General features: G+C 62.0%; 21 protein-coding genes. 9 read left to right on the forward strand and 12 right to left on the reverse strand.

The genetic code is table 11. The features are described 5' to 3' along the window. Positions 1–8: 8 nt before the first annotated feature. The 6 genes from tssF to CUJ91_RS27465 all read right to left on the reverse strand — a co-directional run bounded on the left by tssF (position 9) and on the right by CUJ91_RS27465 (position 10,395). Entirely contained in the window at positions 9–1,808 is a 1,800-nt protein-coding gene (gene tssF, locus CUJ91_RS27440) for a type VI secretion system baseplate subunit TssF (protein WP_114157631.1), read from the reverse strand. 46 nt (positions 1,809–1,854) lie between these two features. Next, positions 1,855–5,448, reverse strand: a complete 3,594-nt coding sequence (locus CUJ91_RS27445) for an ImcF-related family protein (RefSeq protein ID WP_114157632.1) — start codon at positions 5,446–5,448, stop codon at positions 1,855–1,857. After that, on the reverse strand, positions 5,445–6,602 hold the full coding sequence (locus tag CUJ91_RS27450) for a hypothetical protein (RefSeq protein ID WP_114157633.1): 1,158 nt from the start codon (positions 6,600–6,602) through the stop codon (positions 5,445–5,447). Before CUJ91_RS27450 ends, CUJ91_RS27445 begins: the two co-directional genes overlap by 4 nt. Positions 6,603–6,725: 123 nt before the next feature. Then, positions 6,726–7,232 carry a hypothetical protein gene (locus CUJ91_RS27455; RefSeq protein ID WP_107709377.1) on the reverse strand — a complete coding sequence of 169 codons (507 nt, stop codon included), beginning with the start codon at positions 7,230–7,232 and terminating at the stop codon, positions 6,726–6,728. Further along, positions 7,229–7,900, reverse strand: a complete 672-nt coding sequence (locus CUJ91_RS27460; protein WP_053860064.1) for a hypothetical protein — start codon at positions 7,898–7,900, stop codon at positions 7,229–7,231. Before CUJ91_RS27460 ends, CUJ91_RS27455 begins: the two co-directional genes overlap by 4 nt. Then, the gene (locus CUJ91_RS27465; RefSeq protein WP_114157634.1) at positions 7,897–10,395 is read right to left on the reverse strand and encodes a type VI secretion system Vgr family protein; all 2,499 of its coding nucleotides are present in this window, start codon (positions 10,393–10,395) and stop codon (positions 7,897–7,899) included. The genes CUJ91_RS27460 and CUJ91_RS27465 overlap by 4 nt, the downstream gene beginning before the upstream one ends. A gap of 291 nt (positions 10,396–10,686) precedes the next feature. On the opposite strand from CUJ91_RS27465, the gene tssC reads away from it, so the two are divergent. The 4 genes from tssC to CUJ91_RS27485 are packed head-to-tail and all read left to right on the forward strand — an operon-like array spanning position 10,687 to position 13,521. Next, positions 10,687–12,081, forward strand: coding sequence for a type VI secretion system contractile sheath large subunit (tssC, locus tag CUJ91_RS27470; RefSeq protein WP_114157635.1), 1,395 nt, complete (start codon positions 10,687–10,689; stop codon positions 12,079–12,081). A gap of 7 nt (positions 12,082–12,088) precedes the next feature. Further along, entirely contained in the window at positions 12,089–12,766 is a 678-nt protein-coding gene (locus tag CUJ91_RS27475; RefSeq protein ID WP_107706833.1) for a DotU family type IV/VI secretion system protein, read from the forward strand. A gap of 7 nt (positions 12,767–12,773) precedes the next feature. After that, the gene (gene tssE / locus CUJ91_RS27480) at positions 12,774–13,205 is read left to right on the forward strand and encodes a type VI secretion system baseplate subunit TssE (RefSeq protein WP_053860061.1); all 432 of its coding nucleotides are present in this window, start codon (positions 12,774–12,776) and stop codon (positions 13,203–13,205) included. A 37-nt stretch (positions 13,206–13,242) separates the two neighbouring features. Then, positions 13,243–13,521: a PAAR domain-containing protein gene (locus CUJ91_RS27485; protein ID WP_107706834.1), complete on the forward strand. Its 279-nt coding sequence runs from the start codon at positions 13,243–13,245 to the stop codon at positions 13,519–13,521. A 183-nt stretch (positions 13,522–13,704) separates the two neighbouring features. Here CUJ91_RS27485 and CUJ91_RS27490 read toward each other — a convergent pair whose 3' ends face one another. Both CUJ91_RS27490 and CUJ91_RS27495 read right to left on the reverse strand, forming a co-directional pair. Beyond that, a complete protein-coding gene (locus CUJ91_RS27490) occupies positions 13,705–14,028 on the reverse strand; it encodes a DUF4148 domain-containing protein (protein WP_107706835.1) in 324 nt (107 codons plus the stop codon). 111 nt (positions 14,029–14,139) lie between these two features. Beyond that, positions 14,140–15,168, reverse strand: coding sequence for a GlxA family transcriptional regulator (locus CUJ91_RS27495; RefSeq protein WP_107707127.1), 1,029 nt, complete (start codon positions 15,166–15,168; stop codon positions 14,140–14,142). 431 nt (positions 15,169–15,599) lie between these two features. Between CUJ91_RS27495 and CUJ91_RS27500 the strand changes: the two genes are divergently transcribed. The 5 genes from CUJ91_RS27500 (at position 15,600) to CUJ91_RS27520 (ending at position 20,222) form a co-directional block, all read left to right on the forward strand. Further along, positions 15,600–16,574 (forward strand): choline ABC transporter substrate-binding protein, encoded by a 975-nt coding sequence (locus CUJ91_RS27500; protein ID WP_107706836.1) that lies wholly within the window; start codon positions 15,600–15,602, stop codon positions 16,572–16,574. Between the two features lie 44 nt (positions 16,575–16,618). Next, a complete protein-coding gene (cdhC, locus tag CUJ91_RS27505) occupies positions 16,619–17,548 on the forward strand; it encodes a 3-dehydrocarnitine:acetyl-CoA trimethylamine transferase CdhC (protein WP_114158084.1) in 930 nt (309 codons plus the stop codon). Between the two features lie 44 nt (positions 17,549–17,592). Next, complete coding sequence (locus tag CUJ91_RS27510) at positions 17,593–18,558, forward strand: L-carnitine dehydrogenase (RefSeq protein WP_107706837.1); 966 nt, start codon at positions 17,593–17,595, stop codon at positions 18,556–18,558. A 148-nt stretch (positions 18,559–18,706) separates the two neighbouring features. Next, the gene (locus CUJ91_RS27515) at positions 18,707–19,222 is read left to right on the forward strand and encodes a thioesterase family protein (protein ID WP_107706838.1); all 516 of its coding nucleotides are present in this window, start codon (positions 18,707–18,709) and stop codon (positions 19,220–19,222) included. After that, positions 19,215–20,222 carry an alpha/beta hydrolase gene (locus tag CUJ91_RS27520; RefSeq protein ID WP_107706839.1) on the forward strand — a complete coding sequence of 336 codons (1,008 nt, stop codon included), beginning with the start codon at positions 19,215–19,217 and terminating at the stop codon, positions 20,220–20,222. Before CUJ91_RS27515 ends, CUJ91_RS27520 begins: the two co-directional genes overlap by 8 nt. Before the next feature lie 169 nt (positions 20,223–20,391). Here CUJ91_RS27520 and CUJ91_RS27525 read toward each other — a convergent pair whose 3' ends face one another. The 4 genes from CUJ91_RS27525 to CUJ91_RS27540 form a co-directional block, all read right to left on the reverse strand. Further along, complete coding sequence (locus CUJ91_RS27525) at positions 20,392–21,363, reverse strand: response regulator (RefSeq protein WP_006049455.1); 972 nt, start codon at positions 21,361–21,363, stop codon at positions 20,392–20,394. 311 nt (positions 21,364–21,674) lie between these two features. After that, entirely contained in the window at positions 21,675–22,349 is a 675-nt protein-coding gene (locus tag CUJ91_RS27530) for an HAD family hydrolase (RefSeq protein WP_029970088.1), read from the reverse strand. A 56-nt stretch (positions 22,350–22,405) separates the two neighbouring features. After that, the gene (locus tag CUJ91_RS27535; RefSeq protein WP_114157636.1) at positions 22,406–23,053 is read right to left on the reverse strand and encodes a DUF2894 domain-containing protein; all 648 of its coding nucleotides are present in this window, start codon (positions 23,051–23,053) and stop codon (positions 22,406–22,408) included. 16 nt (positions 23,054–23,069) lie between these two features. Then, the gene (locus tag CUJ91_RS27540) at positions 23,070–23,717 is read right to left on the reverse strand and encodes an OmpA family protein (RefSeq protein WP_029970086.1); all 648 of its coding nucleotides are present in this window, start codon (positions 23,715–23,717) and stop codon (positions 23,070–23,072) included. Between the last annotated feature and the right edge of the window lies 1 nt (position 23,718).

Here is a 23,718-nt window from a genome sequence, read left to right on the forward strand (position 1 = left end):
GCGTGCGTTCAAAACGGTGCCCCCTCGCCTTTCGTTTCGGGCCATTCAATACGGCGTCCCGTCGGTTGCGCCACGATCACCAATCTCGTGTAGAGGTTCAGCGTCGCATAAAGTCCGATGAAGCGGTTGAGCATGCTGCCGAAAAGTTCGAGGTCTCCGTCGCCGGCGAAGCGCCCTGCATCGAGAGTGACGGTGATTTCCACGCCGCGCATCAGTCCGCCCTTCACAAGTTTGCTGAGCGGCCGGTGCCGGACGTCGGTGATGGCGTTGATGCGCCGGCTGTTGAGTTCGCCGTCCGTCCAGTCGTAGAGCGCAAGCGAGCCGCGAAGAATCTCTGCGTCGAGCAGCGACAGATAGTTCGGCGCAAGATGCGAGAGCACGCGCCAGTGGTATCGGTCGCCCGTAGGCGGATAGACCGGCAGCGTCGGCGCCGTGAGGTTGCGGATCGCGCCAATGTTGGTGAACCCGCCGCGCATGCGCGTAATGCCTGCTTCACGCAAAGCCTTGCGCGGCAGCATGCCGTTCGTACCCGTCACCGACAGCGTCAGCGTTTCGGTGGGCAGCGTATTCGCCTGGTCCCAGGCATGGCCGCCGAGCACGATCCAGGTATCGAACCGCCCGGACGGACCGCGCCGCGTTCGGGTGTGGTAGTAGCGCTCGGGCATGTCGTGACGCAGCATGCCGCCACGGTGTTTGAACGCGGCGAAAGGCACGTATTCGAAGCGCCGGCCGCGCTCGAAATACTCCACGCCGTCGACCGAATAGACGTCGATGAGCGAACCGTGCTCCGCTCGCGCGCGCACGCGGTATTCGGTCTCGTGCTGCGTGACCGTCACGGGTTCCGCGCCTACCGTGAAGAGGTTGATCACCGGCGTGCAATAGAGACGGATATTGTCCGCACTCAAACGCATGTCGTCCGGATACGGTCGCTCGAGCACGACTTCCACATCGACCGATGTAGCCGACGCGGGGATCGCCTGAAGATCGAGTCCGAACAGATCGACGAACATGAACTTTTCGGGGAACGTGAAATACTCGAGCAGCAGCTGATAGCCGCCGAACGCGTTATCGGCTTTGGGCCACAGGCGTTCTTCGGCCACAAAACCGGCGGGCGCGAGGCGCAGGCCCGGCATTGGGACCGGCGCACCTGGCCTGTCTTCGGGCCAGCCCGGTACACGCACATGCATGGCCACCGGCTTTGCCGTGAGAGCAGCATAAAGCGCGAGCGCGACGGGCCGGTCAGCATTGAGATACAGGCGCAGACGTGGCACCTGAAGCCGTGTGCGTTCCGTCTGCGTCTGAATGTCCAGACGCAGACGGATGACGGAGCGCCCATCCTCGCGCGCGTAGACCCCGGCTTCGCTCAGCGCGAGCGGATACATGTCGACCGCCTGGGTCGTGCGGTACACGCACTCGGTCGCGACGTTGCCCTCGCCCACCGGATCGGACGTGGCCTCCAGACCTGCCTCGAGCGTCTCGTGCTTCTGCAGCGCACCCTTTTCGGGGATGAGCTCGAGGATGGCGAGCGAGGGAATCATGCGCAAGTAGTGCGGCCACAGCATGCTGACGAGCCCTTCGGTCAGTTCAGGCAGTTCGTCATCCAGCTTGTGGCGCAGGCGTCCCATCAGGAAGGCAAAGCCCTCGAAGAGCCGCTCGATATGCGGGTCACGCTCGCCTACGCGGTCGAGGTCCAGTTCGCGCGCGCGATCGGGAAACGCCCGCGCGAACTCCTTGCCGGCTTCGCGCAGGTAGCGCATTTCTGCCTCGTAATAGCGCAGGATCTCGTTGTCTCGGGTGGGGTCTGTCATGGTCGGGGTAAGCAGTCGGGAACCGCATTCAGGCGTGCGTGGATTTTCACTCCGGTACGCTCCCCTGCGGGATCGGCACGGCAGCGTGCTTCGCGGCCGCCAGCGCGGCCTTTGGCAGCGGCGGCGGACCGGCGGTCACAGGCTGCTTCGCGGCAGGCGCCGAGCGATCAATGAAAATACGCGAGGGCAACGTGAAGCCCCTGAGTGCCAGCAGTTCGAGCGGACCCTTGCCGACATCCGTGCGAATCAGACAACTCAACGGATGCGTCATGATCAGCGGAGCTCCTTCGAGCGGCTCCTGTGTCGTGAGCGCCGCGGAGTCGGCGGTTGCGTCGACCTTTGTCATGCCCGGCTTGGGATCGACGCCTTCGGGTTTCGCCTGCCAGGTCAACTGGTAGGTCGCGCTGTCCACCGGTTCGACTTTTGCCCGCTCGAGCATGCGTACGAGCGCCCAGCGACCGGTGAACTCGAAGCTCTTGTTCGTACCTGCCATATCGGTCTGCCATTCGATCCGGGTGCCGGCGCTCTGCGGATTGTTCGACGGCCACGTCATCGTGTGCCAGTTCTGCACCTGGTTGTAGTAGTGGAGCGTCTGCGCGTCGAGCGTGAGCAACGTATCCGTCACGCCGGGCGTGGGCATGGGCTGCAGCGCGAATGTGTACTGCGGCTCACCCTGTGCGAGCAGGTGGCCGGCAATCTGCTGCAGTGTGTTGACGGCTTTGAGGAAGCCGGGATCGAATGAGCGCGCCGTGCTGCCCGCGCCTGTTCCGCCCGATGCCGCCACCCACTGGTCACCCTGTAACTGCAGGGCACCGGCGAGCTGGGTGGAGAGGAACGTGTTGATGAGACCACCCTGCGGGCGCACGAAGCGGGCAAGCTCGGGCAGCGAGGCATCGTTGGCCGTGCTGGCAAACGGATAGCGCCCCGCAAATGACCGGTTCCAGGCAGCGACGATCGTCTGGCGCCATGCGTCGTTCAGGCTCGCTTCAGCAGGTCTGAGCACGGTCTGCGTGGCCTGTTCGATAGGCTGTATGAAGAGCGCTCCGCCCATGCCCGCCCACTGCTCACCGAGACTGGCGGCAACGAGCTGGGCGTAGGAAAGCGTATCGGAGAGTTCCGAACCCTTGCCCTGGAAAAGCGACTGGGCGACCTGGCGCGCCTGGTCATCGGGGTCCGCACCGTCGCTGATCTGCTGCAGCTTCAGGCGCAGCGTGGTCACTCGTTCGGTGAAGCGCTCCATGCTCAGGTCGCTGCCGGCCGCGGGCGCCGCGTTGCCGCTAACCGTCTGGCCAACGAGCTTGAGTACGGGGCCGAAGGAAGCGTCTAGCGGACCGGCCGGATTCACCCGCGCGCTTTGTGAAGCGTCGTCCTTTTTGCCGAACAGGTTTTGCGCCTTGGTGACGAGCGCATCGGAAAGCGACGCCTGCTGCACGCCTGCCCCACCCTGCCATGTCAGCGACTTCATCAGCGCAATGAGCGGCGACTGTCGAGCATCGGCGATGAGCTTAAGTTGACCAACGGCGGCAGGCAGCGTGGGTGCCGCGGCGCACCGGATGCTGTTCATGAAATCCTGCCAGTGCTCGACGTAGTCGGAGAAGTAATGGGCGCGCAGGGCCGCGCGCAACGCCTCCGGAGTCTGTCCATCCGACGCCGAGCCGGGCTGTGCGCCACCGGTATTGGCGAGCACCCAGTCAGCCGTGACGCCGTTATGCTTCGCCGCTTCGTCGATCGCGGCCTCGATGGACCCTTCCCATGCCTGGCGCGTGAAGACGCCGGCTACCGTCGCGGACGTCGAGAAGAGACCGCGCGTATCCGTGCCAGCGGTCAGGGACGCGAGAGTCTGATCGGGATACTTGTGGCCCACCGAGTCGAGCACGCTCTGGTAGATCGTGTCCTCGGAGTTCTTTACGCCGATGATCGCGAGCAGCGTCTGGCGCGCGTTACCCACCAGATCCTCGCGCGGCTGGATGCGCCAGTCAGGATGAGCGGCAAAGTGCTGCGCCCAGAAGCCCATCAGCCGCTCGGACAGGTCGAGTTTTTCGCCGGATTGCAGGCCGGTGTCGACGTTCCAGTGATGCTGAAGTTGCGGCGTCATAAAGGCAGCTTGTGCGCGTTGCGGCTCGGCCATCATGAGATAAGTTTTGAGCGCCTGCTGGCCATCCTGCGCCATCTGGCTGCTCCGGTTGTCGAGCTGGGCCGTTGACATCTGTCCGAGGTCGACGAGTTGGCCTTCGATGTCCTGTTGGACGGGCGCGACGAGGAGCGGCTTTGCGGCGCGCGCGTAAGGCGTCCACAATGCGTTGAGTACGGCTCTGTCGTGGTTGAGACCGAAGCGGGTGAGCAGTGGGGTATGTTCCTGCACACGTGCCTCATGCAGGCCGATGCGCTGCTGCAGTCCAAGCAGTGCGCGCAGGCGTGCCGGGGTGTCGCTCGCACGGTTGAGCGTCTGCAGGGACTCTTTCGTGAGCATGACCTCGTGGGCGTTGTTCATGCCGGAGATGAGCATGCCGATGCTACAGAGGCCGATGGTGGCAAGCGCGATTGTGGAGACGATCGTCACCGGATTGAATAGAGTACGGCGGCCCGGCGTATTGCTCGCGGTGACAGCGAAATGGCGCCACAGCGGCAGATTTGCGCTGTCGGGAAGTCCAGAGGTCGTTGCACCAGCGATGGCCAGCGGGGCGAAGAAGACACCCGCGAGGGGTAACGCCCGCCGCTGCCGGTCGGAGAGCCGCGTGATCCAGCTCGCCAGCGGTGTCGCGCGCGTATCGAGCCGACGGGAGAGTTCCGATGCGTAGTCGTCGTTGCCGTTGGCGGCAAGCTGATGCACGCTGCGGTCAGCCATCCGGTCACGCAGATCTAGCAGTGACTTTTCTACGGCGGATACGCTGAGCGGACGGGTGAATTCGCAGCCGGTCACGGGCGTGCCGGTCCCATGCACGGAATCGATGCCGACGACGTCAACGACATAGACCGGAGCGGACCAGCGCAGAACCTCCGTGATGCGAGCAAGCTGAAGACCCCAGGCGGTCTTCCCTTGCGGACGGTCAGGCAAAGCACTCGCACCATCGAGCACGAGTGCGATCGCATCGAGCGGACGGCCGGGCCGCAGCCGCCGAATCTGGCGCAGCCACAGTTCATCCGGACGACCGTCGGCTCCGAGGCCGCCCCAGAGCAGCACAGCGTCGTCTGTCACCAGTGAGCCTTGGGTTGCGAGTTCCGGCATCCACGCGGTCACGGTCGAGGCGTCGCCCGCCACCAGCACCCACGGCTGGACGTAAGCGCAGCGAAACCACCGTTTCTGCTGCAGGTTCTGCTTCAGGTCTTTGGCCCAGGCTACGACCTGCTCGGCCCGATTCTTTGCGGCGTTAGCGGCGGGATCGGTCTTTTGCGGCGGTTCGGCACCCTGCTCTTTCGATGCCTGCTGGATCGTGTCCCGCTTCTGCTTGCGTCGCAGAAGAAGAAAGCCGACTCCGATGGCCGCGGCCAGCGCAGCAGGGACAAGAATGGTCCGATACCGGGTCGACCAGGCGATCAGATCGTCTATGTCGACCGTGAGGAAAACCACCCACGCCACGATTGCGATGACCGCGGCACCAACTAGAAGCCGTCCCACGATATGTTTCTTTTCGCTCTTCAAACCGTTGTTTCCTTTTGACGCAGGGGCGAGACCGTGCACAGATGAAGGGCTTCAGACTCGGGTTCGCGCCAGGCAACCAGTTGAGGCCCAGCACCGCGCATTGCTTCCATCGCAATCGCGAGTGCTATCCAGCCACTGGCCGGCCCCGGCGATCCCAGGAATTTGTCGAGCAGACGTTCGACTGCGGAATCTTTCGGGTCCTGCGTCAGCGCCGAGCGGATCGCAGTCGACTCTTCCTCTTCGCAGCGGGTGAACCACGCAAGTGCCAGACGTTCAGGGGGTATCTGGTAGTCCTTGATCTGTGCGAGGCCTGTTTCCAGCGTGTCGCGTGTCGTTGTCATGGGACGGAATATCGAACCCACGTGCGAGACACCTGGTTCAATAAGAAAGGCCGCCACGCCTTCACTGAACTCGTGCTCTTCGTCATCATCTGTCCAGAGTTGTGCGGCAATCACAAGCCGCGTGGCCGTATCGACCAGGTCAACCTGGCGGGTAATCCACTGAACACCATCCTTTGCCGATTGCACTTCAACGTGAAATCTCGTTTGCGGGGCCAAAAACGCGAAAACGCGCGTGACCCGCTGGCTCCATGCTTCAGCATGTGCCGGTGACGTGTCAGCCAGCATCAGCGTGACGATGACCTCTTTTCGGATCTGAAGTACGTTGGCAAAACGCACGGCGATGAGATGCAACAGTCGCGTGCGTCGGAACGCTATGGCGCGCCCCTTCGCCCAGTCGAATGTAACGCTTCGACCGCTGTTGGTCGGGATGTCGACCTTAGCATTGACGAATTTGTCAACTTCATTCGTGCTTGCCGGAAATACGGCTACGTCCACGATAGACAAATGGCGGCGGGTCCATTCACGCCACAGTTCTGCAAGCCGCTTCTGCTCCTTTTCGGACTCCTCCGCGTCGGTCTGCTCGTCTTCCCAATGGTCGAGCTTAAAACCGAACGTCAAAGCACAGGCGACCAGTGGCGCTCCAACGAGTGTGGCCCAGAACACGAGCGTATTTGTTGGCTTGCCGTGCGGCCACAGCATCAGTACGGCGCCTGCCGCGCTCGCCCCAATGATGGCTAACGTCGGCAACCATATGCGCAGGGAGATCGGTTTGGGATAGTCGATCTTTGTAAAAACGGGGATGGGCCAGGACATTAGAAGAATAAGGACATGAGGCGTGCTTACATCTGAAGCTGATTGATTTGTTTGCCGGCTATTTCAAGCAGAAGATCATCCAGAGATTTCCGTGGCGATGTCGCGTCGGAGCTGAATAGGCAATCATTGCTTGACGTCGCGCACTACAAAATACATTTGTTTTGTTTTTGTATTAAGCAAATATCCCCCGTGAATATTTTGAAAACTCCCGCTTCGCCCTAATCCATCAAAATTGAAGCTGACGCAAAAGAATTCCTGCTTGCCCTCCTTTGCGACGCTCCATTGCGCCAACGTCGGATCGAACGCGCTGCGTTTGATTCCACGATTGTCGCCTAAAGGTATTGCCCCGGATACCTTGTGAAGCCTATTCAAAAAAATCAAGGCCTGATCGGTATTGCTTTCTGCGTACCCGACGTTGGCGCCACGATACCTGAACATATATGTCGCATTAAAGCCTGCAGCATATTCACCTTCCTGAGTTACTTCATGCGGATTCAGGCTTCTAATCGCAACAGCGGGCGCAAATGCTTGCGCCAAAAGGCAACTCTTTACCAGATTTTCGTCCGGAGGTGCGCCGTACCCCAAGCTCCACATGGCCGTTAAGAAGGCGGCAGCAACGAATTTTTTCATTTATATTCCTTCGCGTGGGTGACGTCCAGATAGTCCTGACTGAATTTCCAGAAGATCGTACCGCCATAGGCTGATGTTGAGTCGTAGATGTGATCGTAGCGTCCAACTTCTTCTTTTTTGACTGTCACCTGGTGTGTTTTCTTATTTTTTATTTTCGTAGTCTTGTAAAGAATGACAAGATGGGTCGAATCCTGGATGTTATAGATGTTGTGGCTGGGGTCGGTGATCTTGATACCCTGCTTTACTTTGAAATGGTGAGCATAGTTCGTTTTAATGTCTGCTCCATCCCAAAAATAGGCGCCATTCGATTTGTCCGGACCACCCGCAAGCGCGTTGCGGGCAGCGCTGATAGCTGCCTGCATGCCCGGTGTTTTGGCAATTTTGTCATCCTTGGCTTTCATTAGCGCGCTATAGCGAGCATTACCATCACTTACTACAAATGAGAATGTACTGTCGTTTCGCGTGAACGTCGCCATGTCGGAATAGCCGCGCGCATCGCGTTGCCGCACAAGTACGCTGGCAATCGCCATCATTTCATCAGGGTTGTCCTGTAACGACGATTCACCGTAAGCCATTGCTGCAAGCAGCCTTGTTTGGGCATCGAGTGGCTGTGCCGCAGCAATGCCGCTTGCGGCTTGATCTGTGTTAGAGGGACTTAAATCGCTCATGCGTCCTTCCGTGCCGAGTCTTGGGCCATCCATGTAACAAGCTTCAGAGGAGATTGCCCCGATATTGTCGTCGTATCGCCACCAGAATATTCACCTCTTTGCGTATGCAGACCATCGTCACGGTAGAGATCGTAGTGGTATCCATCTACCGGCGTTGTTCCGTCCTTTAGCAGGCTGAAGCTTTGCCGGATGACTTCTTCGTCTGGCTCGAGAGAAAGAGGGAAAGCTGGTATCGGAATAGACATCGACGCTTTGCCTGCCTTCTGGATCGTGATTGTTTTGATGAAGAGATCAAGCGGGCCACCAAGTGTAATGCTGCCGTTCTTGAGCTGAATGAAAGCTTCACCGCTTTCAAGCGTCAGCTCTTTTTGGGCGCGGATGTAGACTGCGCCATTAACGCTCGACACCGACACATCCTTATTGGCGACGAGCGACATTGCATCGCTCTGGGCCTGAATCTCGATCGGGCCCTTCCCTGCAAAGATCTTGATGCCGAACTTCTGGGCGAACAGGGAGATCTTGTCGCCCGCCGCGACCGTGAATTGCTTGAGCACACTCCAGTCAGCGTTCTTTCCGGCAACGGCGGAAATATTGTCCGTTGCTGCGAGTTGCAGACCCTGGCCCGTGACGAGCGCCGCGGAGGCCGGTGTGCTAATCAGGATGCCCGGCTTCTTCAGACCGTCGAGATCGTCCTTGACCTGCTGCTGCGCATCCGTATCGGCGGGCTCGGCCTTCGCGCTACTCGCAGACGCTGCAAGCGCCTTCGCCGTGGCCAGCGCGCTCTCGAGCTGCGCGATGGTCTCCTGCATGTCCAGCTGCTTGCCGCTCGCAGCCGGACGATCGTATGCCGTCAGGTACAGACCCTTACCCGCGCGGTTGACCCCATACCCCGATGTCCTCAGCTCATACCCCTCCCCTCGGTACTCAAGCTTCTGGTTCACCAGATACCCAAGATTCAGCTGCGACTTGCCCGAATGCTCCGTACTCAGCTTGATGCCTTCCTGGCCCGCCCAGTCCTCCATACGCAGCTTGTTATTCTTCTGCGTGCGGATCACGTTGCGGGAGAGCCAGCGACGATCGTTCGTGACGAGGTCTCGCGCCTGGCTGTGATGGTGAAAAGCTGTGATTTCTGGCTTGTCCGGGTCCCCATCGCGGAAGGAGATCACTGCCTCGTCGTTATCCAGCGCGACGAAATGCATGCCGGTCTGCAGCTTCCCCGCGAACGGCTTTGCCAGACGTAGCGGCACACTTTCACCACCCTTCGGCCAGTCGGCAAAATCCACGTCAAAGCGAACGACGTAATAGCCGACCGAATTCAGGTAGCCATAAGTGTATTTATCCGGGCTGCAAATTCGCGCGCTGAGTGTGCCCGCGATCCTGGGCCACGTCTCCGGCTTGATTTCCAGACGGAAGCGCCGGTCCGCAGGGATGGCCTTGTAACTGTTGGTGTACGCCTTGTCGCGTGCACCGCTGTGCGTGACCTCGATGATCACCTGCCCCTTTGGGGCGTCCGGCAGCAAGACGTCCGTTTCCAGCACGCGTGCGCACTGAAGCTGGAGCACATTGCTCTCGCCCTCGTATACGACCTGCCGGGCGATCGCCGCTTCATGCCGCAGTTGCGCTTCCCATTTTGCGCCCTGCTGATCCAGATGGTTCGTACCGTAGATGTACGGTTGGCCATACGTGGTCGGGTCTTGCGGGGCGACGTTCGCCTCGTCCCTGAATCGCTCCCATGCGGACTCGGGGTTGTAGTCGGCGACCAGGAATGACTGTGGCACGGTGACCGTGTGTGTCTTGAGCGACGTGATTGCCTCGACTCCACCTGCTTCCAGCCCGGCAGCTTCACGGTACGGCACAATCAGTTGTGGATCGTACAGGTAGTGGTCAATGTCGTCGCCAAAGACCACCTGATCACCGTGCTCAGTCTCGACGATATAGCAGTAGATGCCCGACTTCTGCATGAGCATCTGGACATAGGCCAGATCGTCGACCTTGTACTGAAAGTGGAACAGATGCTTCAGGTACTGCTTCCTGAGACGAAACGACATCTGATAATCCCGGATGCCGTGGCGACGCATCACCGCCGCGATGATCTCGGGTGTCGACTGGTGCTGGTAGATCTGCGTATTGGTGACAGCGCCGAGACGTCCGAGATGCGACTTGACGATAATCTCTATTTTCGTGAAGTCCTTTGTCGTCTGAATCGTCGAGAAGCGTTCGATGTATCCCGAAAACTTTCTCGCGACGCCATCGTCGGGCACGATACTGAAAACCGCGTCACGGTTCAGATAATCGGCGCGTGGAAGCTGCTGCGGATGCGTCGCAATAATGCGCACTTCGCCGGGCGCCCCCATCTTCTCAGTCGCGGTGAAATTCACGACAGAGAGCTGTGCCGCGCTGTCGGTTCCCGGCACATCCACAAAATAGGCTTGCCGTCCGGCTATCGCCGTCAGGCTGGATGCGGACTTTCTCGCTTCGTCAAACAGGCTTGCCATCTTTTATCGCCCCCGCCGGTACAAAAACAAACAACAACAGCCAACACGGCTTCGCGCCGCGCCACCTGATCAGCACTGCTACGCGAGAAAATGACTGCGTAACCAATGGGTATTTGGGGTGAGTAAGATACGCGGCTTCTATCTGCCAGTGAAGCATTGATCGCGGCCGCAGACAACGTTTGTTGCTTTTGACCAGACTGTGACAATTGCCGCGTGTAAAGCTGTTTTTGAGACGTACGGCATGCTAAACATCACGGGTTAAGCGAAGGCGGAAAGGTCAGTCACCGAACGATGAGCGCAAGCTTCCAGAACAACATCCAGCAACACGTGAAGACCACGGCACACGATACGTTCGAGCAGAAGCAGGCGAACGACGAGCGAGCGCGCGTGAACGCATTGCGCATCGACCATCATCTCGCCGCCATCGACCTGCTACTCGGCAAGCAGATCGACGCCATCCTCCATCATCCGGCTTTCCAGATGCTCGAGTCTGCATGGCGCGGCCTGCAATTCCTCGTCGACCGGACGGATTTCCGTCGCAACGTGCATATCGAGGTGCTCGACGTCTCGAAAGAGACATTGCGTCAGGACTTCGAGGATGCACCCGAGCTGGTCCAGAGCGGCCTGTTCCTGCAGACGTACACCCAGGAATACGACACGCCTGGTGCTTATCCCTTCGCCGCAATCATCGCCAACTATGAATTCGACGCAAGCGCGCCCGACATTGCGTTGCTGCGCAATCTGTCGAAGGTAGCGGCTGCGGCGCACATGCCGTTCATTGGCGCGGTTTCGCCCGAATTCTTCGGCAGGACGTCGATGGAGGAAGTCGCGGGCATACGCGATCTGTCCGGACACTTCGAGCGCGCGGTCTATCTCAAGTGGAAGGCGTTTCGTGAAACGGAAGATGCGCGCTATGTCGGGCTCACGCTGCCTCGTTTTCTCGCGCGCTTGCCGTACGGATTCGACCGCAATACCGTGCGCGCTTTCAACTACACCGAAGACGTCCGCGGTGGCGGGAGTAGCGCCTTCCTATGGGCGAACGCGGCGTTCGTTTTTGCAGTGAATCTGGTGAGAAGTTTCGTGCGCAACGGCTGGTGCCTCCAGATACGAGGTCCTCAGGCCGGTGGCCTGATACCTGATCTGCCGGTCCATCTTTACGATCTCGATACGGGCCATCTGGGCAAGATCGCCTCTGACGCGCTGATTCCCGAAACCCGCGAATTCGAGTTCGCCGACCAGGGTCTCATAGCGCTTTCGTACACCAGCAATCACGACTACGCGTGCTTCTATTCCGCGCATTCGACGCAGAAGCCTGCTGTCTTCGACACGCGCGACGCTGCGGCCAACAGCCGTATCAATGCGCGCCTGCCGTACGTCTTCCTGCTCTCGCGTATCGCGCACCATCTCAAGTTGATCCAGCGCGAGAATATTGGCACCACGAAGGACCGCCGTCTGCTGGAACTTGAACTGAACACCTGGATCCGCTCGCTCGTCACGGTCATGACAACACCGGGGGACGACCTGCAAAGCTCGCATCCGCTGCGTGAAGCCCGCGTCGTGGTGGAGGACATTGAAGACAATCCAGGTTTTTTTCGCGTTGCACTCTTCATTGTTCCGCACTTCCAGATCGAGGGCATGGACGTGAGTCTGTCGCTCACGTCGCAAATGCCGAAGGCAAAGCGCTGAACCACTCATGAAATTCGCCACAGCACAACCGACCCATGATCTGCTGCCTGTCGCCCTGCGCGACGCGGCACGCACTGTCGTTGCACTTCGCAGCGCAAACCCACCCTCGCAGGAAGTCCTGCGCGAAGATTCCGACGCCCAGGTTGCCAGCCTGCGTGAGGAACTGCAGAGGCGTGGCCATCCGCAGGATGTGATCGATGACGCGCTCTATGCGCATTGCGCGCTGATCGACGAAGCGGCCCTGAACGGGCTCCACGGAACCGCGCGCGATGCATGGGAACGCGAACCACTGCAGTTGCGGGCGTTCGGCCGCAATGATGCGGGCGAAGAACTACTCCGGCGGATGGGTCAGCGCCTGCGCGACGCGAAGCCCGTGCTGCCTCTTCTGGCGATCTTCGCCGTCGTGCTCGGACTCGGGTTCAAGGGTCGTTATGCGCTGAACGAGGCCGAGGCGCGCATGAAGCTCATCGGTTCAATCGACGAACGTCTTGCGCGCGCCACGAGTGGCGGCGCAGACAGAAATGCGCCCGATCGGTCAGGCCCGCTGGTGGTGAACCCCTCGCGCTCGCGCCAGCGCCCGCTGTCACCGCTGGCGTGGGTTTTCGTCGCCTGTATCGCTGCGGGACTTGTCTGGCTTGCCATCGACCGGTGGCTGCTGTCGTCGATCGCCGGCATGGCGAATTGAGGCGCGCATGCGTACAGGACCAGGACTTTTCGAGCGGATCACGGGGCATTTTGCCGACGGCTCGACGGTGACCGATTTTTCACCGGAGGAACAGACGTTCTTTTCGGTGCGGGACAACATCGAACGCATCCTTAACAGCCGGCGTCGGTCGCTCGCGCACCTGCCGGACTTCGGACTCGATGACCTGTCGGAAATCTACCGGCATCTGCCCTCGTCGACACACAGGCTCCGCAATGCCATCGAGTCGACGTTGCTCAAGTACGAGCCACGCCTGAAGGCAGTCGAGATCGAAGTGCACGCTTCGGAGCCCGGCGTAATGGTCAGCTTCACGATGGCTTGTCGCCTGCATCAGGAAGGGCTCGTACGGTTCGACACGGTATTCACGCCTGACGGAAAGACCCGTCTGAAGATGTTGCAGGCAGCGCGCGAGCGGTACTGATCCGGTAGAACAACTTCAACTCTAGACGGAGATTGGCATGGCAATGATGCTGGCAGTTAAGGGCAACAAGACGACGACCGGCGGCGTGGTACTCGAAGGTGACGAGAACTTCTCCGACGAAAATGGCGCGCTCGCGAAAGATGGAGGACTTGCGTCGTGCGCACGCTGCGGACACAACGGTCCCATGCTCGGCACAGCGACAGGCTGGGGGTTGACGGGTGCAACAGCCGCCGTGAAAGACAACGATATCGTCGCATGCCAGTGCCCGCGCGGGACAAACCGCGTGATCGCCCGGTCCGAGTACTACGACGAATAGACCATTCGTAGCGACGTCATTTGGGCAAAACCGCCTCACCACGGATTTGTTGGACCATCTGGTAAACGACAAAGCCTGGCACATGGCCAGGCTTTGAAGTGGCTTGTCAGCAGTCGAAAACGGCACGCCGAGGCGTGCCTTTTTTTACCCATCGCGCGACGAACCTCGCCGCGCCGCCGTCAATCAGTGGCCGACATAAACCGGCGCCGAATACGAGCTCGAAGTGACCTCAGCCCGGCTGCCTGCTTGCGACGATCCATTGGTCGCCGAGCCATAGCCGCTCGTCTGAGCGGTGCCGTTCTGCGCGGCGACGCGCGCTTCGGCGGCCTGGATGTTCGCCGGGTAATCGTAGTCGTTCGACGTGGCCGGGTTGTAACCGGCCTTCTCCAGTTGAACCAGTTCGGCGCGAACCTGAGCGCGCGTGACCGGCTGGTTCGACTGGGCAAAAGCAGCAAGCGGTGCGGAAATAAGAGCGGCGATAACAGCAGCTTCGATCAGCGATTTCATGATGACCTACCTCCAGAGATTGTTTTGTCAGGCGCTGAAGGCGTTGTGTCTTCAGCCGATGAACACAGTCTAGGAGGCCGGCGACCTAGGGTAAACCCCGAATCGGTGAATTCACTGTTGCTGCGCTTGTGATAATCCTTCAACACGTGCATTAATTAGCGCTTTGGGTGGCACCAAACCGCCGCTCGCCTGCCGGTCGCTCCTCGGGCTTGCACCGAATCGCGCACGATAAGTCCGCGAGAAGTGCGACGGCGACTCGAATCCGCAGGCGACGCAAATCGACGTGATCGACATGTCGGTCTGTTGCAAAAGCTCGCGCGCGCGGCCGAGCCGCAGTTGCAGATAGAAGTGCGTCGGCGTGTCCTTCAGCGACGCGCAAAAGAGCCGCTCCAACTGGCGGCGCGTCACGCCGATTTCCTGCGCGAGCCGGTCGGGCGTCAGCGGCTCTTCCATGTGCTGCTCCATCACGCCGATCACCTGGATCAGCTTGCGGTTGTGCACGCCGTAGCGCGCGGCAATCTCCATGCGCTGATGGTCGGAGCGCTGACGGATGCGGCTCACCACGAACTGCTCCGACACCGCCGACGCGAGCGCCGCGCCGTGCTTGCGTCCGATCAGGTCGAGCATCATGTCGATCGATGCAGTGCCGCCCGCGCACGTGATGCGCCGCGCGCCGATCTCGAACAGTTCCTGACTGGCATCCAGCGACGGATAACGCTCGCGAAATGCCGAAAGCGCCTCCCAATGCACGGTCACGTTGTCCGCGCCGCCCAGCAGCCCGGCTTCGGCGAGCACGAAGCTGCCCGTGTCGATGCCGCCGAGCGTCGCGCCCGCGCGCTCGAGCCGCTTCAACGATTCGGCGAGTTCGCGCGTGTAGCAGGCGAGCGGCTCGAAGCCCGCCACGACGAAGAGCGTCGCCGTGCTGTCCGTGCCACCCAGATCACGCACGTCGCCGATGGCCGCGTCCGCGTTGATCGAAATCCCGTTGCTCGCTGCAACCGGCGCGCCGTCCAGACTGAGAATGCGCCATCGGTACAACTCGCCGCGAAAGCGGTTCGCCACGCGCAAGGGCTCGACGGCGGACATGAAGCCGATCGCCGAATAGCCCGGCAGCAGCAAAAACGATATTTCTTCAGGCATGTCGCGGGAATCCGGTGAAAGGCGGCGTGAAAGTGACAAGCCGTCGAAAGCAGCGAAAAGCGCAAGTGAACGTGCGGTTTCCGGCGAGCGTAGCAAGCAGACTGCGAGCGGACAAGGCGCGCCAAAATTGGTCCATAGCCGATGCCGTGCCGCAATGCCGCCGGAAGCTCGCTGCAATGCCGACGCCCGCTCGCGCATGCTGGTTTTCCCTCGTTGTCGCGTGGAAGCAAGAACGGGTCGCTGATGGTCGCTTTGGCGGCAATATGGGGCATTAACGTTAGTGCCATTCCAACCGCATCGTCGATGGACTCACATAGCACCTCACGCATCACTTAGCACTTGCCGGTGGGCCGCGCTTCGCATTCGCGCATCAAAGCGGCCCTTTCGAAAACGCGCTGTCAGACGTGCATAAGCGTCAATAGGGGAAGGTCATGAAGTCACGCATCACCACGCTGCTTGCACAGCTTACCCGGCTTGCCTGCCTCGCGGCCGCGGGCAGCGCCGCCGTCGCCGCGCTGCCCGCGTTCGCGCAGGACCCGCCCGCGTGCCGCGCGGTGCGTTTCGCCGACATCGGCTGGACGGACATCACGTCGACCACCGCGCTCGCCTCCACGGTCTTCGAAGGGCTCGGTTATCAGCCGGTCACCACCGTTGCTTCGGTGCCGATTTCGTTTGCGGGTCTGAAGACGAAACAGCTCGACGTGTCGCTCGGCTACTGGTGGCCGGTGCAGGAGAAAGCGATTGCGCCGTTCGTCGACTCGAAGGCAATCGACGTGCTGCAGCCGCCCAACCTGACCGGCGCAAAAGCAACCTTCGCCGTGCCCGGCTATGCGTACGACGCGGGCCTCAAGACATTCGCCGACATCGCGAAACATCGCGATCAGCTCGACGGCAAGATCTACGGCATCGAGCCTGGCAGCAGCGCCAACGCGGCCATTCAGAAGATGATCGCCACCAACAAGTTCGGGCTCGGCGGCTTCAAGCTGATCGAATCGAGCGAAGCCGGCATGCTCGTTTCAGTGGAGCGCGCGATCCGCGACAAGAAATGGGTGGTGTTTCTCGGCTGGGAACCGCATCCGATGAACATTCAGATCGACATGAAGTACCTGTCCGGCAGCGACGGCGTGTTCGGCCCAAACGACGGCGAAGCGCGCGTTTATACGTTGACGTCGCCCGACTACCTGACGCGTTGCCCCAACGCGGGCAAGCTCGTAAGCAACCTGCGCTTTTCGACGCAGCTCGAAAACGTGGTGATGCAATCGGTGATGAACAAGCAAAAGCCCGCCGATGCCGCGAAAGCCTATCTGAAGAAAAACCCGCAAATACTCGACGCGTGGCTCGCCGGCGTGAAGACCTACGACGGCAAGGACGGTTTGCCTGCGGTGAAAGCCTATCTCGGGCTTTGATTCCCGAAGCGTCGCGCATTGAACATCTACAGGAACTTGCACGCATGAACCATGAAGTCATCGTGACCTGCGCGGTCACCGGCGCCGGCGACACCGTCGGCAAGCATCCCGCGATTCCGGTTACGCCGAAGCAGATCGCCGAGGCCGCCATCGAAGCCGCGAAAGCGGGCGCGACCGTCGCGCACTGCCACGTCCGCGATCCGAGGACCGGACGCGGCAGCCGCGATCCGCAGTTGTATCGCGAAGTGGTCGACCGAATCCGCTCGTCGGGCACGGACGTCATCATCAATCTGACGGCGGGCATGGGCGGCGATCTGGAAATCGGTCCCGGCGAAGATCCCATGCGCTTCGGCGCGAACACGGATCTGGTCGGCGGCCTGACGCGCCTCGCGCATGTCGAGGAGCTGTTGCCGGAAATCTGCACGCTCGATTGCGGCACGCTCAATTTCGGCGACGGCGACTACCTCTATGTATCGACGCCCGCGCAATTGCGCGCCGGTGCAGCGCGCATTCAGGAACTGGGCGTAAAACCCGAACTGGAGATCTTCGACACGGGGCACTTGTGGTTCGCGAAGCAGTTGCTCAAGGAAGGGCTGCTCGACGCGCCGCCGCTCTTTCAGTTGTGCCTCGGCATTCCCTGGGGGGCGCCCGCCGATACGGCGACCATGAAAGCGATGGCCGACAACCTGCCGCCCGGCGCGCAATGGGCCGGCTTCGGCATCGGCCGCATGCAGATGCCGATGGTCGCGCAGGCGATGCTGCTCGGCGGCCACGTGCGCGTCGGCCTCGAAGACAACATCTGGCTCGATAAAGGTGTGCCCGCAACCAACGGCACGCTCGTGCAGCGCGCGGTGGAAATCATCGAGCGTCTTGGCGGACGCGCACTGACGCCCGCCGAAGGCCGGCGCAAGCTCGGCTTGCCCGCGCGCGGCGAACGGCAACTCGAACGGCGCGCAGCCGGCGAATACGCGTGATCGCGACAACCAGCAACGCATAGGCAAACAAGGAAACGTCAGCAATGGCAGTGATCGTCAACATCAAAACATTTGCCGCGATCGGCGCGGGCGTGATCGGCAGCGGCTGGGTGGCGCGCGCGCTCGCGCATGGGCTCGACGTGATCGCGTGGGATCCGGCGCCGGGCGCGGAAAAACAGTTGCGCGAGAACGTCGCGAATGCATGGCCCGCGCTCGAGCGCGTCGGCCTCGCGGAAGGCGCGTCGCCATCGCGATTGCGCTTTGTCGATACGATCGAGGCGTGTGTCGCCGACGCCGACTTCATTCAGGAAAGCGCGCCCGAGCGCGAGGAATTGAAGCTCGCGTTGCACGAACAGATCAGCCGCGCGGCGAAGCCCGACGCGATCATCGCGTCGTCGACGTCCGGGCTTTTGCCGAGCGATTTCTATGCGCGCGCTGTGAACCCGGAGCGCTGCATCGTCGGGCATCCGTTCAATCCGGTTTATCTGCTGCCGCTCGTGGAAGTGCTCGGCGGCGAGCGCACGGCTTCTGAGACCATCGACGCCGCGCTGCGCATTTATCGCTCGCTATCGATGCGCCCGCTGCGGGTTCGCAAGGAAGTGCCCGGCTTCATCGCCGACCGGCTGCTCGAAGCGCTGTGGCGCGAGGCGCTGCATCTGGTCAACGAGGGCGTCGCGACCACCGGCGAAATCGACGACGCAATCCGCTTCGGCGCGGGCATCCGCTGGTCTTTCATGGGGACCTTCCTCACCTACACGCTCGCGGGTGGCGACGCGGGCATGCGCCATTTCATGCAGCAATTCGGTCCCGCGCTGGAGCTTCCGTGGACTAAACTGATAGCGCCGAAGCTGACGGACGAACTGATCGACCGCGTTGTCGACGGCACCGCCGAACAGGTCGGCCCGCGCTCGATCAAGCAACTGGAGCGCTATCGCGACGACTGCATCACGAGCGTGCTCGCGGCGATTGGCGAGGCCAAGGCGCGGCATGGGTTGACGGCTGCGGATTGACAATTTGCGGATTGAAGATCGGCGGATCGGCGTCCGCCGATCGGTGCGAGCGCGACCGCAAGCCACGCCGCGCACGGGGCGCGCGACCCGATTCGCGCGTCGCACGCCGCACGCCGCACACAAACCCAAGACCACGGAGACCCGCAGCATGCCGCAAACCGCTTCTTCCCTGCCCTGCTATCGCGACACGGTCCGCGCGGAATGGGTCGACTACAACGGCCATTTGCGCGACGCGTTCTACATGCTGATCTTCAGCTTCGCGACCGACGAGCTGATCGACCGGATCGGTTTGCCCGACACCGTGCGCAAGGAACGCGGCCGCTCTATCTACACGCTCGAAGCGCACATCAACTATCTGCATGAGATCAAGCAAGGCACGCGCGTGCGTGTGGATATGCGCGTGCTCGCGCATGACACCAAGCGGCTGCATCTCTACCTCGAAATGTTCGCCGACGAAGGCGACACGCCGGTCGCCGCCGGCGAGCAAATGCTGCTGCATGTCGATACGAGCGGGCCGCGCTCGGTCGCATTCGACGCCGACGTCGCCGCGCGCGTAAAAGAACTGGCCGACGCGCAAGCCGCATTACCCGCCGCCGCCTACGCGGGCCGCATGATCGGCCTGCCCGCCGCCGCGCAACGCAGCCGGAGCCAACAGCATGCTTGAGCCGCAAATGGCGGCGTTCATCGCGCGAGCCGCCGCGCTGTATCCCGGAGGACATAACACGTCGGGCGCGTCCATCGCGCCGCCCGAGCAACGCGAAGCCTATGACCGTTACGCGGCCGCGCTCACTCCGCCGTTGCCGCCGGAAGTCGTCACCGAAGATGCGCAATTCCAGACTGCCGCGGGTCATCCGATTGCGTTGCGGCTCTATCGCAACCGTGCCAAAGCGGACGACATGCCGCGCGGCGTCGTGCTGTACTTCCACGGCGGCGGCTTCGTGCTTGGATCGCTGGACAGCCATCAACTGATCACGGCGCGCCTTGCCGCGGACACGGGCCTCGACTTGATCGCCGTCGATTACCGGCTCGCGCCCGAACACCGCGCGCCGGCCGCGCACGACGACTGCCTGGAGATCACGCGCGCCGCTCTGCAACGCGGGCTGCCCTTCAATCTTCCCGCCGACGCCGCGTTGCAACTGGCCGGCGACAGTGCCGGCGGCACGCTCGCGGCCAGCGTGGCGATGCGTTTGCGCGACGAGGGCATCGACGGCATACGCGGTGTTGCGCTGATCTACCCGATGCTCGGCACCGACCCGCAGCCGCCCGCACGCGATACCGAAGCGCACGCGCCGATGCTGACGCTCGCCGACGTCCACGCGTTTCGCGACATGTATTGGGGCGGAAGTTGTGGCGAAAGTCGGGGCGGAACTTGGGGCGGAACTTGGGGCGAAAGCGCGCCGTATCCCGAGTGGACGGTGCCGCTCGACGCCGCACGTTATGGCAGCCTTCCGCCTACGCTCGCGATCGGCGCGGAGCACGATCCGCTCAGAGACGACGCTCGCGTATTCGCCGAACGCATTCAGGCGGCGGGCGGACAAGCGCGGCTATGGATCGGCGCGGGACTCGTGCATGGCTGCTGGCGCGCCATCGAATCGAGCCCTGGCGTGCAAGCCATGCATGACGAAGTGTGCCGCTTTCTGTGCGCGAACGCCGGAGCGGCTTGAGCGGCTCATTCGCATGGGCCTTATGGGCGATCAATAAAACCGCGCCAATGCGCCGTCATCCAGGCACCATTGCGCGAGCCCTATCGGAATTGCATGGCTCTTGTCGCGCATGAATGGCCACATCGCGCATTTCCCCAACAGCATGGAATGTCTCGTCGTGCCGGCAGCCCTAGCGTGCCCGGTCGCTGCGCCATTGCGCGAACGTCAGCGGCCTGACGCCGCCTTGCGCCACTTCCGGCGACTCCACCTGGCTCCAGCAGTAGAACGCGTCGCCCCAACCGGGAATGGGCTGCGGCTTGAGCATTCTGAATTCGACATTCGACCGGAACGCAAGATGCGGCCAGAAGAGCGGCATGACCTCGCGCACGGCCATCTGCCTGAGCAACTCGGCCGGGCCGCTTTCGTCCGCGACGATTTCGCCTTGCGCAATCCAGTCGTGCTCCGCCCACGCGACGAACACGCTCGCCCTTCCCTCGCGATCGAACATCAGAATGGCATTCTGCTCGGGACGCCAGTAGTACTCGACGATGCCTTTGTCCTTCACGACCTGATCGATCACGCTGCGCGTGCGCGGATCGCAATACGTGATGCCGTTCTCGCCCAACGCGAGCCAACCGGCCTCGGAGCAATGGCGGCTCTTCGCGTCCTTCAGAAAATGCACGAGCCGGTTCGCCGAATCCGCGTCGGTCTTGCGCAGATATAAATCGACAATGCCCGCATTGAATGCCTTGACGGCGACGGTTTCGTCGGCGACGCCCGTCAGCAGGATTTTTGCGCAATGCAGGTTGGAGATGGACGACAGAAACTCGACGCCGCTTATACCCGGCATGTCGTAGTCCACCACGACCGCGGCTACCTCGGAGAAACGCGAATCGCGCGCCAGCACGTCGCGCTGCGGCGACGTTTCGACGAAGCGTTCAAAGCCCGTCTCGCTCAAACACGCGGAAGCCGGCGCGAACTCGAGCGAGTTTTCGCGCGCGTGCTGACGGATAAAAGCCAGCGCCGTTTGCGGACGCGAGAAAAACAGATTGGTGGAAACATCCGGGAAGAAACGGCGCAGCGCGTCGAGGTAGTTGTCGTTGTCGTCGACGAAAACAACCGTGGTCGGATAGGAGACGGGTGGTCGAATAAACTTGTTCATATTTTCACGTGGTTCGTCAGCTCCGCCGCAGGCGGGATCGCCGTGACAGGCTCGCCGGTCGCCGCATGCGCTCACGTGGAACATGCCGGGCGCGCCGCCGCTGCGTACACGCCGGTCTTTCTATCGCTGTTGCCGGGCCGGTTCCCGTTGATCCATATAGTACAGGGAGTACAGGGCTCCTGGCTGCAACAGTACAAAGTTCCGTGTGTTTGCAGCAGCGTATGCGGTCTGAATGAAACCAATGGCGATGCAAAAAACGCGGCGCGGCCAGCGCATTTCGTCGCGGCCGCGTCATGCCGCAATATGTACGGCTACGGTCGCGAGGCTACTTCGTCGAGATGATCGAGCAGAGCCGCGGGGTCGTCGTAGACGCGCAGCGCGCCGGCCCGTTCGAGTTCTTCCGTGCCGTAGCCGCCCGACAGCAGGCCCACGCCGAGCGCGCGGCAGCGGCGCGCCGCGAGCATGTCCCAGATGCTGTCGCCGACCACGACCGAATGTTCGATCTGCACGCCGAGACGTTCGGCGGCCGCGATGAAAAGATCGGGATCGGGCTTCGCGTATTTGACGTCGTCGCGCGTCACGACGACTGCTTTTGACGGATCGACGCCGAGCGCCTCGAGATTCACCGCCGCGGTTTCCATGCGGCCGCTGGTCGCCACGGCCCACGGCGTGCCCGCCTGCGTGAGCGCATCGAGCAGCTCGCGCGCGCCAGGCAGCGGACATACTTGCGCGCGCAACCTTTTATACGCCGCCGCATGCGCATGACGAAGACGCTCGCCGCGCTCGGCGCTGATGTCGCCGTGCGTCTCGCGCAGAAGCTGATTGGTGAAGAGACCGCCGCTCATGCCGATCTTTCGATGAATCCGCCACACCGACAGCGAAATGCCTTCGCTGTCGAGCGCTTCTTTCCAGGCCAGCACGTGTTGATAGACGCTATCGACGAGCGTGCCGTCGAGATCGAACAGAAATGAGGTCTGGATACGCATGGTGGGCTCCTTTCGATGGCTACCCGCCAATATGCCACGTCAAGCGCCGCGAGGCATCAGCGCGTCTTGCCGCGCCCGCCCTTGGCGCCCGTCGCCGCGCGCGGCGGCTCCTTGCTGGGCGGGGCGCCGCCGTTCAATTGCTCGATCCACGACAACGCGTCGACATACGAGAGAAACTGTTTCAGATAGCCCGGCGACAACTCGCGCATCAGCGACAGCGAGCGATGCACGAGGCTGCTCGAATTGAGCGGCCCGGCGTTGCCGGGCGCCGGTTGCAGCGACTGCCGCAACTGCTTGTCGGTGCGGACTTTGGCCCACGTCTGCCGGAAATAATCGAGTTCGGGGAGTTCGGGATAGGCGGCGTAGTTGCGCTCTCGGTGTTGCGGCGCGCCGTGCAATTCGGTGATGATCTGGACGAGCGGGCCTGCGCCTGTTGTCGATTCGGCTGTGCGGGCAGCGTTATCGGTTTTCATCGCGCCGCATGCGTCGGGCTCCGCCGCAGCTATTTGCCGCGCATACGCATCAAGCAACACGGCGAGCCTCTCGTCAAGCACGCGGCGAGTCTCGCCGCGCTGCGCGGCGGCACGCCGCTCCAACGCGTCGATGAAACGAAACCGCGGCGGATCGACACGATCGGCGCCGCGCTCGCGCCACGCGTCGAGCGTGGCGCGCGGCGTCTGTGCGTCGCCTGCGGCTTCAGTCATGGGATCGCTCGCGCTGTTATTCACGAGGCTTTCCCGCGGCCGCCGACAGTCTCGGCACCGGCGCGATTTCCACGCGACGGTTGCGCGCGCGCCCTTGCTCGTCGGCATTCGAACTGACGGGCTGGCCGGAGCCGAATGCCGCCGCGAACAGCGACGGCGCCGGCACGCCCGCCTCGATCAACGCGCGCGTCACCGTCAGCGCGCGCTGCGCCGACAACTCCCAGTTGTCCGCGAAACGGCGATTGCCTTCGCGCAGCCGCTGATCGTCGGTAAAGCCGCTCACCATCAGGATCTGGTCGCTCGCGCGCAGATAGGCGGACAGCGGGCCGGCCAAGCTCTTCAACAGATCGCGCCCTTGCGGCTGCAACTGGTCGGAGTTGAGCGCGAACAACACATTGCCGCTGATGCCGATGCGCCCGTTCACGAGCGTCACGCGCCCGGCCGCGAGCGGGCCGGCGAGCGCCTCTTCGAGCGTCTTGCGGCGCTGCGTTTCAACCTGACGCTGCTTGACCTCCTGCTCGAGCTTGTTCGACAGTTCCAGTTGCACGCCGATGACGGCCACCAGAATCAGCATGAACGCGCCGAGCAGCACGGACATCATGTCGCCGAACGCCGCCCAGATCGGCGTGCCCGGCTCGACGCCGCCGTCGATGTCCTCGCTCATC

This window comes from Paraburkholderia graminis (assembly GCF_003330785.1).
Lineage (GTDB): Bacteria > Pseudomonadota > Gammaproteobacteria > Burkholderiales > Burkholderiaceae > Paraburkholderia > Paraburkholderia graminis.

Coding starts and splice junctions, on each gene's coding strand:
- tssF (WP_114157631.1), bottom strand. CDS start 1,808: ATGACAGACCCCACCCGAGACAACGAGATCCTGCGCTATTACGAGGCA.
- CUJ91_RS27450 (WP_114157633.1), bottom strand. CDS start 6,602: ATGTCCTGGCCCATCCCCGTTTTTACAAAGATCGACTATCCCAAACCG.
- CUJ91_RS27455 (WP_107709377.1), bottom strand. CDS start 7,232: ATGAAAAAATTCGTTGCTGCCGCCTTCTTAACGGCCATGTGGAGCTTG.
- CUJ91_RS27460 (WP_053860064.1), bottom strand. CDS start 7,900: ATGAGCGATTTAAGTCCCTCTAACACAGATCAAGCCGCAAGCGGCATT.
- CUJ91_RS27465 (WP_114157634.1), bottom strand. CDS start 10,395: ATGGCAAGCCTGTTTGACGAAGCGAGAAAGTCCGCATCCAGCCTGACG.
- tssC (WP_114157635.1), top strand. CDS start 10,687: ATGAGCGCAAGCTTCCAGAACAACATCCAGCAACACGTGAAGACCACG.
- CUJ91_RS27475 (WP_107706833.1), top strand. CDS start 12,089: ATGAAATTCGCCACAGCACAACCGACCCATGATCTGCTGCCTGTCGCC.
- tssE (WP_053860061.1), top strand. CDS start 12,774: ATGCGTACAGGACCAGGACTTTTCGAGCGGATCACGGGGCATTTTGCC.
- CUJ91_RS27485 (WP_107706834.1), top strand. CDS start 13,243: ATGGCAATGATGCTGGCAGTTAAGGGCAACAAGACGACGACCGGCGGC.
- CUJ91_RS27490 (WP_107706835.1), bottom strand. CDS start 14,028: ATGAAATCGCTGATCGAAGCTGCTGTTATCGCCGCTCTTATTTCCGCA.
- CUJ91_RS27495 (WP_107707127.1), bottom strand. CDS start 15,168: ATGCCTGAAGAAATATCGTTTTTGCTGCTGCCGGGCTATTCGGCGATC.
- CUJ91_RS27500 (WP_107706836.1), top strand. CDS start 15,600: ATGAAGTCACGCATCACCACGCTGCTTGCACAGCTTACCCGGCTTGCC.
- cdhC (WP_114158084.1), top strand. CDS start 16,619: ATGAACCATGAAGTCATCGTGACCTGCGCGGTCACCGGCGCCGGCGAC.
- CUJ91_RS27510 (WP_107706837.1), top strand. CDS start 17,593: ATGGCAGTGATCGTCAACATCAAAACATTTGCCGCGATCGGCGCGGGC.
- CUJ91_RS27515 (WP_107706838.1), top strand. CDS start 18,707: ATGCCGCAAACCGCTTCTTCCCTGCCCTGCTATCGCGACACGGTCCGC.
- CUJ91_RS27520 (WP_107706839.1), top strand. CDS start 19,215: ATGCTTGAGCCGCAAATGGCGGCGTTCATCGCGCGAGCCGCCGCGCTG.
- CUJ91_RS27525 (WP_006049455.1), bottom strand. CDS start 21,363: ATGAACAAGTTTATTCGACCACCCGTCTCCTATCCGACCACGGTTGTT.
- CUJ91_RS27530 (WP_029970088.1), bottom strand. CDS start 22,349: ATGCGTATCCAGACCTCATTTCTGTTCGATCTCGACGGCACGCTCGTC.
- CUJ91_RS27535 (WP_114157636.1), bottom strand. CDS start 23,053: ATGACTGAAGCCGCAGGCGACGCACAGACGCCGCGCGCCACGCTCGAC.
- CUJ91_RS27540 (WP_029970086.1), bottom strand. CDS start 23,717: ATGAGCGAGGACATCGACGGCGGCGTCGAGCCGGGCACGCCGATCTGG.